The sequence below is a fragment of the Brevundimonas sp. genome (genome assembly GCF_016463295.1).
Lineage (GTDB): Bacteria > Pseudomonadota > Alphaproteobacteria > Caulobacterales > Caulobacteraceae > Brevundimonas.
In genome coordinates this window covers 1-11725 of record NZ_JAEMRO010000068.1, presented here as the reverse complement: position 1 = coordinate 11725, position 11725 = coordinate 1, and the positions used below count along the sequence as shown (strand labels likewise).

Here is an 11725-nt window from a genome sequence, read left to right as displayed (position 1 = left end):
GCGATGGCGTCGATGGGGGTCATCTTCTTGTAGAGGCCGCGCTCCTCGGGCAGGAAGCCAATCCGGTCGCGAACCTTGCGCCCGTCGTCGGCCCCCAGGATTTCGATACGGCCGGCGCTGGACGACTGTAGCCCCAGGATCATGCGGATGGTCGAGGTCTTGCCCGCGCCATTGGGTCCCAGAAATCCGCAGATCGTGCCCTTGCCGACCTGAAAGCTCAGGTCGCGCACCGCCTGGAAATCGCCGTAGCGCTTGCTCACGCCCTCCAGCGTCAATGCTGTCGTCATGGTCCAACCCCATTCCTTGCGTCAGGACGATCATAGGGGGTGTAAAGGACGGTTTACAAGTCGATCCGCTCTGTCCTGTCATGAATTCCATGTCATGTTCGGTGCATAAGATCGCTCCATCGCCGGACGCCTGAATGCCTTACGACGCCGCCCCCTCTCCCGTTGTGCCGCAGACCGGTTCGCGCCTGTGGACCGTGGGGGCCAGCGCGGGGATTTCCGTCGCCGTCTTGCTGGGGCTGGCGGTCATGCAGCCGCAACTGGCCGTCTGGTTGCTGGGCGCGGTAGCGGTGATCGCTCTGGCGACCTGGACCATCCATCGCCGCCCGCCAGTATCATCCGACAACCCTTCGCCGGCGCAACAGGTCGTCGAATCGCTCGACTTGGCCGACCCGACCCTGCTGGATGGCGTATTCGAGGGACTGGGTGATCCGGTCATGGTGATCGCGGGCGGCGAAGCGGACGACATCGCCGGACGACGCATCGTGCTGGCCAATGCGGCGGCGCGCGAGTTGCTGCGCATTCCTCGCGAGGGGGCGCTGCTGGTCTCGGCCCTGCGCGACCCAGGCGTGTTGGAAGCGGTGGACGAGGCCCTGTTCGGCGGCGTGGCACGCACCACCGACTATGGCGGATCGGGTGCCCAGACACGGCACTGGCGAGCCATGACCCGGCCCCTGCCCGCCGCCGAGGGGACCTCGCTGGCCTTGTTGGTCCTTCGCGACGAGACGGACGTGCGGCGCATGGAGCTGATGCGCGTCGATTTCCTGGCCAATGCCAGCCACGAGCTGAAGACCCCCCTCGCCTCCCTGAGCGGCTTCATCGAGACGCTGAAGGGGCACGCCCGCGACGATCCCAAGGCACGGGACAAGTTCCTGGACATCATGGCCACCCAAGCGGAACGAATGAGCCGCCTGGTGGCCGATCTGCTGTCGCTGAGCCGGATCGAGCTGAACGAGCACATACCGCCTTCGGGGCGAGTCGACCTGGCCCGCGCGGCGGGGGATGTGGTGGATGCGGTCAGCATTCTGTCGGCCGAGCGGAAGGTGAAGATCGAGCTGGAGGCCGACGACATCACCGCCCCGGTCAGCGGCGATCGCGACGAGATTCTCCAGGTCGTCCAGAACCTGGTCGACAATGCCATCAAATATTCGGCCGAGGGCGACACGGTGCAGATCGTCATTCGCCCCGACATGACCTTGGATCAGGCATCCGCGCCCTGGTCGGGCGGCAATCGCGGGGCCGGGGCGACACGCCTACCCCTGGTGACGCCGGACCGGGAGACGGGCGTGCGCTATGCTGCGGTGACGGTGCAGGATCACGGGCCAGGCATGGCGCGCGAGCACCTGCCCCGCCTGACGGAGCGCTTCTATCGCGTCGAGGGTCAGAAGAGCGGCGAGCGGGCGGGCACGGGTCTGGGCCTGGCCATCGTCAAACACATCGTCAACCGCCACCGCGGTGGCCTGACGGTCGAGAGCGAACCGGGTCAGGGCGCGACCTTTACGGCCTATTTCCCGGTGGCCGAGAAGCGCGTCGCGTCGATGCCGGAAACTCCACGAGACCTGGCTCTTTGAGGGTAGCCTCGGCCAGTGTGACGGTCCCGTCACAGCCTAGCTGTGCGGCGTAACAGAACTGTCACGCAGCCGTCTTAATCCGCTGACCATTCCGGGGCAGGTTCCGCCGCGGACGAACCGGCGGACCGGCGCGTTCCGATTCCCTGTTCCGGACGTCCATGACCTGGCTTTTCCTGCCCATCCTGATCGTCATCGTGGTCGCGGCCTATCTGGCGGCGCGTCGTCTGGCGCGTATGCGCGGCGAGGGTCAAAACCCGCATTCCCGGCCCGGCCAGCACGGGGCCTATGCCCTGATCTGGACGGCCGTCCCGGCGCTGGTCGTGCTGCTGGGCGTCGCGGTCTTTTCGGCCCCGATGGAGCGGTCGCTGACCCTGGCGGGTGCGCCCGAGGCCGTGCAGCAGCTGGAGCCGCTGCGACGCGAGGCCTTCTTCGCCGACGCCCGCAACGTCGGAGCCGGCCAGCCGACGGCCCAGATCTGGCCCGCGCCCTATGCCGAACTTCTGCCCGTCGAGGGTCAGCGCGCGAAACGCATCGGCCAGACCATCGGCCTGGGCGGCGGCGTCGGTGCTCTGCTGGCGGCAATGCTGGGCGGCCTGTTCGTGTTCACTCAGATCCGCCCGGCCATGCGCGCGCGCAACCGCGTCGAGGGCTGGATCATCGGGGCCCTGTTCGTCTGCTCGGCTGTCGCAGTCCTGACCACCATCGGCATCATCGGTTCGCTGCTTTACGATTCAGTGCGGTTCTTCTCGGAAATCCCGATCGCCAACTTTCTGTTCGGCACCCAGTGGAGCCCGCAGACGGCCATCCGCGCGGACCAGGTCGGCTCGACCGGCGCGTTCGGGGCCCTGCCGCTGTTCGCGGGTACCTTCCTGATCATGCTGATCGCCATGGCCGTGGCCGCGCCCGTCGGCCTGTTCTCGGCCATCTATCTGTCGGAATACGCCGGACCGCGGTTCCGGGCGATGATCAAACCGGTACTAGAGATTCTGGCGGGCGTGCCGACCGTGGTCTACGGCTTCTTCGCCGCCCTGACGGTGGGTCCGGCCTTCCGCGCCTTCTTCAACGATCTGGGGGCCATGCTGGTCGGAGGACCGCTGGACGGGCTGGGGCAGTATCTGATGCTGGTGCAGAACCAGATGGCGCTGGTGGCGGGCATGGTCATGGGCATCATGCTGATCCCCTTCGTCAGCTCGCTGTCCGACGACATCATCAATGCCGTGCCGCAATCCCTGCGTGACGGCAGCTATGCCATGGGGGCGACCAAGTCCGAGACGGTCAAGCGCGTGCTTCTGCCCGCCGCCCTGCCCGGCGTCGCGGGGGCCATGCTGCTGGCCATGTCGCGGGCGATCGGCGAGACCATGATCGTGACCATGGCGGCGGGCCTGGCCGCCAATCTGACCCTCAATCCGCTGGATACGGTGACGACCGTGACCGTCCAGATCGTGACCCTGCTGACCGGCGACCAGGAGTTCAACAGCGCCAAGACCCTGTCGGCCTTCGGCCTGGGCCTGACCCTCTTCCTGGTGACCCTGATGCTGAACATCGTCGCCCAGCGCATCGTCCAGAAATACCGGCAGCAGTATGACTGACGCGACCCCCACTTCCGCCGACGCTACCGCCCGCACCGACCGCCTGCGCGCGGGCCTGAAGCGCCGCTATGCCCGCGAGGGTCGGTTCAAGCTTTATGGCCTGCTGGCCATCGCCGTGGCCGTCGGTTTCCTGCTGCTGCTGCTGGGCCGGATCATCGAGCAGGGGCACACCGCCTTCTATGCCCACACCCTGACGACGCCGGTCTATATGGACCCGGCCCGGGTGGATCGCGCCTATCCGCAGGGTACCAATTTCGAACTGCTGGTCGCCGAGCAGCAGCTGGCGCGGTTCGGCATTACCGACGATGCGGCCGGCACCAAGGCCCTGGCCATGCGCAGCCTGTTCTCGTCCGAGCTCAAATTCGTGGCCGCCGAGCGCGTGGCCAGCAATCCCAATGTCATCGGCCAGACCCTGCCGATCGCCGCGCCCCTGTCGGACGACGCAGACCTGTATTTCAAGGGCGAAATCAGCGGCGAGACGCCACAGGATCAGCGCCGCCTGACGAATGAGCAGATCGACTGGCTGGACCGGATGGAGGCCTCGGGCAATGTCTCGTCGCACTTCAACACCGGCCTGTTCACCAAGGGCGATTCGACCGAGCCGGAACTGGCGGGGGTGCTGGGAGCCATCGTCGGCTCTGCGCTGATGCTGATGATCACGGCCGTCATCGCCATTCCGCTGGGCGTGGGTGCGGCCGTCTATCTGGAAGAGTTCGCGCCGCGTGGACGGCTGACCGACCTGATCGAGGTCAACATCAACAACCTGGCCGCCGTGCCGTCGATCATCTACGGCCTGCTGGGTCTGACCCTGTTCATCAATTGGATGCACCTGCCGCGCGCCAGCCCGCTGGTCGGGGGTCTGGTCCTGGCCCTGATGGCCTTGCCGACCATCATCATCGCCACAAGGTCCTCGCTGAAGGCCGTACCGCCTTCGATCCGCGAGGCGGCCCTGGCCATGGGCGCTTCGAAAACCCAGACGGTGTTCCAGCACACCCTGCCCCTGGCCATGCCAGGCGTCATGACCGGCTCGATCATCTCCATGGCTCATGCCCTGGGCGAGACGGCCCCCCTGCTGCTGATCGGCATGGTCAGCTTCATCCCGGGCATTCCGACCAGCATCGTCGAGCCGACGGGTGCCCTGCCCTCGCTGGTCTACATCTGGGAGAATGCGTCGGAACGCGCCTTCCACGAACGGACGGCTGCGGCCATCCTGGTCCTCCTCACCTTCATGATCATCATGAATGCCGCCGCGATCATCCTGCGTCGGCGCTTCGAACGCCGGTGGTAGTGCTATGAAGTTCAACATTTTTCGCGCAGCCGACGGCACGGAAAGTGCCCCCGCCGGCACCACGCCCGTCATGAGCGCCCCGCCGGTCGTCCACGGCAGCGCGCCTGTAGGCCCGACCAAGATCGCCGCCCGCGACGTCTCGGTCTTCTATGGCGAGAAGCAGGCGCTGTACGACGTCTCGCTTGACATTCCGGACAAGACGGTCACGGCCCTGATCGGTCCGTCAGGCTGTGGCAAGTCGACCTTCCTGCGGACCATGAACCGCATGAACGACACCATTCCGGGCTGCAAGGTCACCGGCCGGATCGAGATGGACGCCGAGGACATCAACGCTCGCGCGGTCGATCCCGTGCTGCTGCGCGCCCGCGTCGGCATGGTCTTCCAGAAGCCGAACCCCTTTCCCAAGACCATCTACGAAAACGTCGCCTATGGTCCGCGGATCCACGGCCTGGCCTCCACCAAGGGCGAGCTGGACGTGGTCGTCGAGGCCTCGCTGAAGCGGGCCGGTCTGTGGGAAGAGGTCGCCGACCGGCTGCACTCACCCGGCACTGGCCTTTCGGGCGGTCAGCAGCAGCGTCTGGTCATCGCCCGCGCCATCGCGGTCGAGCCCGAAGTCATCCTGATGGACGAGCCCTGCTCGGCCCTGGATCCCATCGCCACGGCCAAGATCGAGGAGTTGATCGACGAGTTGCGCGAGCGCTACTGCATCGTGATCGTCACCCACTCCATGGCCCAGGCCGCCCGTGTGTCGCAACGCACCGCCTTCTTCCACATGGGCCGTCTGGTCGAGACGGGCGATACCGAAGAGATCTTCACCAATCCGCGCGAACGGCGCACGCTGGACTACATCACGGGACGCTTCGGCTGATGAACCAGCACACAGTAAAGGCGTATGGCGACGAGCTGAATCAGCTGACGGCAGAAGTCGCACGGATGGGCGGGCTGGCCGAGGCCCAGGTGGCCGATTCTGTCGACAGCGTCGCCCGCCGCGACGTGGCCCTCGCGCGTGCGGTCGTCGAGCGTGACGCCAAGCTGGACGCCATGCACCGCGAGATCGAGAAGAAGGCCATCCGCCTGATCGCGCTGCGCCAGCCGGTCGCCTCGGACCTGCGCCGGGCGCTTGCTGCGATGAAGCTGGCCGTCGACCTGGAGCGAACCGGCGATCTGGCCAAGAACATATCCAAGCGCGCCCTGATCCTGGCCGAGGGTGAGCCGATGCAGCCCCTGACCCGCTCCATCGAGCGGATGGGCAAGCTGGTATCGATGCGCCTGCGTGACGTGCTGGACGCCTATGCCGCCGGCGAGGTGGATCGGGCCGTGGCCGTCTGGAACACCGACGACGAGGTCGACGAGCACTACAACAGCCTTTTCCGCGAGCTGCTGACCTACATGATGGGCGACCCGCGCACGATCAGCGCCTGTACCCACCTGCTGTTCATGGCCAAGAACCTGGAGCGCATCGGCGACCACGCGACCAACATCGCCGAGACCATCTATTACGAGATCACGGGCCAGGAATTCACCGGGGAACGCCCCCGCTGGAATCCCGAGGACCAGCCGGGTGCCGACGTCGGCCCCAACTAGACGACCCCGCTAGACCGGAGAATACGCCGTGCAGCCTTATATTCTGGTGATGGAAGACGAGGACGCGCTCGCGACCCTGCTGTCGTACAATCTCGAGAAAGAGGGCTACCACGTCGTGGTCGCCTCCGACGGCGAGGAAGGCATGCTGCAGATCGACGAGCGGCTGCCGGACCTGGTGCTGCTGGACTGGATGCTGCCCAAGCTGTCAGGCATCGAGGTCTGCCGCCGCATCCGGGGCAAGGCCGAGACCCGCAACCTGCCGATCATCATGCTGACCGCACGGGGCGAGGAAAGCGACCGCATCCGGGGCCTGGACACCGGGGCCGACGACTATCTGACCAAGCCCTTCTCCATGACCGAGCTGACGGCGCGCATCCGTGCCGTGCTGCGCCGCATCCGTCCCGGTCTGGCCGACGACCGGATCAACCACGGCGACATCGTCATCGACCGCGTCGCGCACCGGGTTCGCCGCGCGGGCAACGAGATCCATCTGGGCCCGACCGAATTCCGCCTGCTGGACCACTTCATGCAGCACCCGGGCCGCGTCTTCAGCCGCGAGCAGTTGTTGGATTCGGTCTGGGGCTCGGACGTCTATGTCGAGGCCCGCACCGTCGACGTCCACGTCGGCCGCCTGCGCAAGGCGCTGAACGTCGAGGGCACCGTCAATCCGATCCGGACGGTGCGTTCAGCGGGTTATTCGCTGGATCTGGGCGGCTGACGCCGGATCAGAACGGGAAGAAGAGCGGAATCGCCACCATGGCCGCGGCCCAGGTGATCAGGTTCAGCGGCACCCCGATCTTGACGAAATCCATGTAGCTGTAGCCGCCCATGTTGAAGACCAGCACATTGGTCTGGTAGCCGAACGGCGTGGCGAAGGCGGCCGACGCCGCCATCATGACGCAGACCAGGAACGGCCGGGGATCGACGCCCAGACTTTCGGCCAGAGCCACCGCGACCGGCGTGATCAGCACCGCCACCGTGGCATTGGACAGCAGTTCGGTCGCAAACAGCGTCACGCCATACAGAACGATCAAGGCACCCAGCGGCCCCAGGGGGCGGATCACATCGATCAGCCGCTCGGCCCCCGCCGAGGCCAGGCCCGTCACCTCGATGGCCATGCCGACGACGACCATGCCCGCGATCAGCAGGAGAATTTCGGGCCGCAACCCGGCATAGGCCTCTTCCGGCGTGATGACACGCAACAGGATCAGGGCGACGGCTCCGGCAAAAGCTGCCGCCGCGATAGGGACCCAGCCCACGGCGGCGGAAAAGATGACAAGCGCGAAGATTGCCATCGAGATTGCCGCAGGCCGCAACCGGAACGGCCGGTCCGCCGCGCCGTACAGGTCCACGTCGCCCAGATGAGCGTCGCCGGAGCCATCGGCCTGATTGCGGGCTTCGCCCAGGCGTGGAAAGCCGAAAGGGATCAGACGGCGGCGCTTGCGTGACGCCTCTTCCGCCGCCAGACGACGGGCTTCCTCCATCTCTGCCTGACGGGCCTGCTCCGCCTCGTCGGCCGCCACCGACCGCCCCAGCTGCCTTGCGCCCACGAAGTACAGCCACAGGCCGCCGACCGCCGCGATGACCAGACCCACCGGCGTGATCTCGAACAGGGTGAAGACCTGCTGACCCGCGTTACGGGCCATGTCGTTGACCAGCAGATTGGTCGACGTCCCGATCAGCGTCAGCAGCCCGCCCATGACCGTCACATGACTGAGTGGCATCAAGAACCGCTTGGGCGACAGCTTCAGGGACGTGGCGACGTCGCGAATGACCGGTGCCGCCAGCACGACCACCGGGGTATTATTCAGGAACCCACCGACGGACCCGCACATGGCGATGACCATCCAGATACCCCGCGCGCCCACCCGCGACGCCAGGGCCGTCGCCTTGCGGATCAGCAGACCCAGCAAACCCGACAACTCGATCGCATAGGCGATGACGAACAGGCCGGCCAGGGCGACGACCGCCGGGCTGGCGAATGCCCCCTGCACCTCCACCGGCCGCACGACGCCCATGATCAGCAAGGCAGCGGCACCGGTCAGTGCGACGACATCGGCGCGGATCTTGCCGTAGATCAGCGCGCCGACGACGGCGACGAGGACCACCAGGGCGGCAATCTGATCGAAATTCATACGCTGTGCTGCCCCCCGCAGACCCTCGGCGTCAACCATACTGCCGATGCGGGTCCACATGAAAGCGTTCGTCGTGCTAGGGTGGTTGCATGCACAAGTCGTCTGCACGTCCACGTTCTATCCTGATCTGCTCGACTGTCGTCAGCCTGACCTTGGGCCTGGCCGCCTGTAACCGTGAGGCTGAAGCCCCGGTCGAGCCTGCTACTCCTGCGCCGACTCCCGCGCCCATCACCGTAGAGGCTGCACCCATCGTGCTGGATCGCGCCGGATTTCTGGCTGCCGTCGACGCCGCTGTCGCGGCCTATGCGAGCGGCGCGGCCTCGACGGGTCAGGATACCTTAGTGGGGCGTCGCTTCACGATCCGTCAGGCCTTTGGGTGCGGCGGTCCCCTGCCCTCAACAGCCGCCGTCACCGACGGTCTTGCGGGCTGGACTGCCAGCGATGATGGGCAGACGCAACGCCTCACGCTGACGCCGGCCGACTGGACCGAGACCGCTCTGGTCGCGGGCGAAGCGCCGATCTGGGAAGCGGTCGAGGGGGTATGGCTGACCCGGCCCTGGCTGCGCGCAGAGACCTGTCCACAGGTGAACCCCGATCAGGCACCGGCCGGTCCGGCGGCCGTCAGTTCGCCCCAGACCGTGGGCCTGGCCGCCGTCTTCGAGCCGGAGGGATCGCGTCTGGATCGCCGCAATGGCCGGGCCTACAGCTTCACGATCCGCGGCGAGGATGATCAGCCGCCGCCTCCGCACACCGGCGGCTATCGTCTGGTGCTGGAAGGTCGCTTCGCAGCCTTCCCCGACGGCCGGGCCATCCGCTGCCGCGCCGCCAGCGTCGATCAGCGCCCGGTCTGTATCGCCGCCGTCCAGATGGACCGCGTCGCCTTCGAGGACACCGACGGCAGCGTATTGAGCGACTGGCGGACCGGCTGACGCAGGCGCAACCAAGGCGCTTCACAAGATGCGCGAACCCTATACGGTCCGAACCCTGATTTTCAGGGAGCCTGCCTCATGCGCCGTCGGACCTTTCTCTCGACCCTGCCCGCCGGGGCCTTGCTGGCAAGTGCGGGAGCCGGCCAAGCACAGACGCCGACACCCGCCCCGGCTACCGCGGCGAAACCCGCACCCCGCACCCGACCCGCCGACCCCTATGCCGGCATCGGCATCGGCGATCGCAACAGCGGGGTGAAGTTCGTCGGACGCTCGACCGTCTGGGGGGCCAATGGCGCGGCGGCGACGGCGCATCCGACCGCCACTCTGATCGGTATCGAGACGCTGAAGCGCGGCGGCTCGGCCATCGATGCGGCCATCGCCATCAATGCGGCCCTGGGCTTTCTGGAGCCGGTGGCCAACGGCATCGGCGGCGACGCCTTCTGCATGATGTGGGACCCAGCCCAGCGCAAGGTTGTCGGCTTCAACGGCTCAGGCAACAGCCCGCAGGGCCTGTCGCTGGCAACGGCGCGGTCAAAGGCGGTGGACGGCTATCTGCCCGCCGTCGGGTCGGTGACGGTCAATGTGCCCGGTACGGTCGACGCCTGGTGGAGCGCGCACCAACGCTACGGCAAACTGCCGTGGAAGGATGTCCTGTTGCCCGTCGCCGAGCTGTGCGAACAGGGTGTGCCCATGCCCCAGCTGATCGCCTGGTATCTGGAGCGCGGCATGGCCGGCTTTGACCGCCGCGCCGCCCTGATCGAGGAGAACGATAACAGGAAGCGCGTCTATGCCCCCGGCGGCCGGACACCCAAGGTGGGCGAGGTCTTCGCCAACCCGGACCTGGGCCGCACCTATCGCCTGATCGCCGAGGGCGGGCGCGACGCCTTCTATGACGGGCCGCTGGCCGATCAGATGCAGGCCTATTTCCGGCGCATCGGCGGCTGGATGACCCGCGCCGATCTGGCGGCGCACCGCACCGAATGGGTCGAGCCGATCCGCACCACCTATCGCGGGGTCGAGGTCTATGGTCTGGGGCCGAACACCCAGGGGCTGTCGACCAACCAGATTCTGAACATCTGCGAGCAGTTCGACCTGAAGGGCATGGGCTTTCAGTCCGCCGCCAGCATCCACCATCAGGCCGAGGCGAAACGGCTGGCCTTCGAGGACCGGGCCAAATGGTTCGCCGATGCGCGGTTCAGCCAGACCCCGGTCGAGTGGCTGAACTCCAAGGACTACGCCATCCAGCGCGCCCGCCTGATCCGGCCGGACCGGGTCATGGACCGCGTCTTCCCCGGTGATGCCCCGACGCAGGGCGACACCACCTATTTCAGCGTGGCCGACAAAGACGGGATGATGGTCAGCTGGATTCAGTCCAACTATCGCGGCATGGGCTCCGGCCTGGTGCCGGACGGCGTGGACGGCCGGACCCTCGGCTTCATGTTCCAGGACCGGGGCGAGCTGTTCGCCCTGACCGACGGCCACCCCAATGTCTATGCGCCGGGCAAGCGGCCGTTCCACACCATCATTCCCGGCTTTGCCTGCAAGGACGGCGAGCCGTGGATGGCCATGGGCGTCATGGGCGGCGGCATGCAGCCTCAGGGCCAGGCCCAGATCATCATCAACATGGTCGACTACGGCCTGGACCCCCAGGAGGCCGGGGACAGCCCCCGCTGGCAGCACTATGGCTCGTCCGAACCGACCGGCCAGCCGGCGGAGGCCGTCGGCCGACTTCATCTGGAAAGCGGCGTGCCCGAGGCGACGAAGCGGGCGCTGGAGCAGATGGGCTGGGTGCTGGGCCCGCCCGACGGCGGGTTCGGCGGCTATCAGAACGTAGTGCGCCAGGTGAACGAACGCGGCCCCTGGACCTATGGCGCGGCCACGGAAATGCGCAAGGACGGGATCGCGATCGCCTACTGAGTGGTCGGCATCAGTCCGCGACGACACCCGTCCGCGCGCCACGCGTCTGCTTGCGCCAGAGGGCGGCATATTCCCCACCCTGTCGGGCGACCAGTTCGTGGTGTGCCCCGCGCTCGATGACCCGTCCGGCCTTCAGGACCAGGATCTGCTCCGCGTCGGCGATGGTGGACAGGCGGTGGGCGACGACCAGGGTGGTGCGGCCGCTGCGGGCCTTGCGCAAGGTCTTCTGGATGGCGGCTTCGGTGCGGCTGTCCAGGGCGCTGGTGGCCTCGTCCAGGATCAGGATGCAGGGATCAGCCAGAAGGGCGCGGGCGATGCCGACGCGCTGACGCTCGCCGCCCGACAATTTCAGGCCCCGTTCGCCGACGCGGGTGTCCATGCCCTCGGGCAGGCCGCGGATGAAATCGTCCAGTTCGGCGGCGTCGGCG

11 protein-coding genes are annotated in these 11725 nt (G+C 67.1%); 8 read left to right on the top strand and 3 right to left on the bottom strand.

Going from position 1 to position 11725, the window contains the following annotated elements; translation table 11 throughout:
* A partial coding sequence (locus JHC81_RS11665; RefSeq protein ID WP_292174833.1) for an ATP-binding cassette domain-containing protein occupies nt 1-287 on the bottom strand: 287 nt, incomplete at its 3' end.
* A 134-nt stretch (nt 288-421) separates the two neighbouring features.
* Here JHC81_RS11665 and JHC81_RS11660 point away from each other — a divergent pair.
* The 6 genes from JHC81_RS11660 (at nt 422) to phoB (ending at nt 7034) form a co-directional block, all read left to right on the top strand.
* Nucleotides 422-1855, top strand: a complete 1434-nt coding sequence (locus JHC81_RS11660) for an ATP-binding protein (protein WP_292174830.1) — start codon at nt 422-424, stop codon at nt 1853-1855.
* A gap of 158 nt (nt 1856-2013) precedes the next feature.
* Nucleotides 2014-3444 carry a phosphate ABC transporter permease subunit PstC gene (pstC, locus tag JHC81_RS11655; protein WP_292174829.1) on the top strand — a complete coding sequence of 477 codons (1431 nt, stop codon included), beginning with the start codon at nt 2014-2016 and terminating at the stop codon, nt 3442-3444.
* Entirely contained in the window at nt 3437-4732 is a 1296-nt protein-coding gene (pstA, locus tag JHC81_RS11650) for a phosphate ABC transporter permease PstA (RefSeq protein WP_292174827.1), read from the top strand. Before pstC ends, pstA begins: the two co-directional genes overlap by 8 nt.
* Nucleotides 4733-4736: 4 nt before the next feature.
* Nucleotides 4737-5600 carry a phosphate ABC transporter ATP-binding protein PstB gene (gene pstB / locus JHC81_RS11645; protein ID WP_292174824.1) on the top strand — a complete coding sequence of 288 codons (864 nt, stop codon included), beginning with the start codon at nt 4737-4739 and terminating at the stop codon, nt 5598-5600.
* Nucleotides 5600-6316, top strand: coding sequence for a phosphate signaling complex protein PhoU (gene phoU, locus JHC81_RS11640; protein WP_292174822.1), 717 nt, complete (start codon nt 5600-5602; stop codon nt 6314-6316). The genes pstB and phoU overlap by 1 nt, the downstream gene beginning before the upstream one ends.
* A gap of 28 nt (nt 6317-6344) precedes the next feature.
* On the top strand, nt 6345-7034 hold the full coding sequence (gene phoB / locus JHC81_RS11635; RefSeq protein WP_292174818.1) for a phosphate regulon transcriptional regulator PhoB: 690 nt from the start codon (nt 6345-6347) through the stop codon (nt 7032-7034).
* 7 nt (nt 7035-7041) lie between these two features.
* On the opposite strand, the gene JHC81_RS11630 is transcribed toward phoB, so the two are convergent.
* Nucleotides 7042-8511, bottom strand: a complete 1470-nt coding sequence (locus JHC81_RS11630; protein ID WP_292174816.1) for an SLC13 family permease — start codon at nt 8509-8511, stop codon at nt 7042-7044.
* Nucleotides 8512-8540: 29 nt separating this feature from the next.
* Here JHC81_RS11630 and JHC81_RS11625 point away from each other — a divergent pair, with 29 nt between their 5' ends.
* Together JHC81_RS11625 and JHC81_RS11620 are read left to right on the top strand one after the other, a co-directional pair.
* On the top strand, nt 8541-9380 hold the full coding sequence (locus JHC81_RS11625; RefSeq protein WP_292174813.1) for a hypothetical protein: 840 nt from the start codon (nt 8541-8543) through the stop codon (nt 9378-9380).
* Nucleotides 9381-9458: 78 nt separating this feature from the next.
* A complete protein-coding gene (locus tag JHC81_RS11620; protein WP_292174811.1) occupies nt 9459-11297 on the top strand; it encodes a gamma-glutamyltransferase family protein in 1839 nt (612 codons plus the stop codon).
* Between the two features lie 10 nt (nt 11298-11307).
* On the opposite strand, the gene JHC81_RS11615 is transcribed toward JHC81_RS11620, so the two are convergent.
* Nucleotides 11308-11725 (bottom strand): ATP-binding cassette domain-containing protein (locus tag JHC81_RS11615; protein ID WP_292174808.1); only part of this gene is annotated, 418 nt, incomplete at its 5' end.

Bases quoted from the DNA above. Each gene is read 5' to 3' on its own strand.
- pstB (WP_292174824.1), top strand. From the start codon at position 4,737: ATGAAGTTCAACATTTTTCGCGCAGCCGACGGCACGGAAAGTGCCCCC.
- JHC81_RS11625 (WP_292174813.1), top strand. From the start codon at position 8,541: ATGCACAAGTCGTCTGCACGTCCACGTTCTATCCTGATCTGCTCGACT.
- JHC81_RS11660 (WP_292174830.1), top strand. From the start codon at position 422: ATGCCTTACGACGCCGCCCCCTCTCCCGTTGTGCCGCAGACCGGTTCG.
- pstC (WP_292174829.1), top strand. From the start codon at position 2,014: ATGACCTGGCTTTTCCTGCCCATCCTGATCGTCATCGTGGTCGCGGCC.
- pstA (WP_292174827.1), top strand. From the start codon at position 3,437: ATGACTGACGCGACCCCCACTTCCGCCGACGCTACCGCCCGCACCGAC.
- phoU (WP_292174822.1), top strand. From the start codon at position 5,600: ATGAACCAGCACACAGTAAAGGCGTATGGCGACGAGCTGAATCAGCTG.
- JHC81_RS11620 (WP_292174811.1), top strand. From the start codon at position 9,459: ATGCGCCGTCGGACCTTTCTCTCGACCCTGCCCGCCGGGGCCTTGCTG.
- JHC81_RS11630 (WP_292174816.1), bottom strand. From the start codon at position 8,511: ATGTGGACCCGCATCGGCAGTATGGTTGACGCCGAGGGTCTGCGGGGG.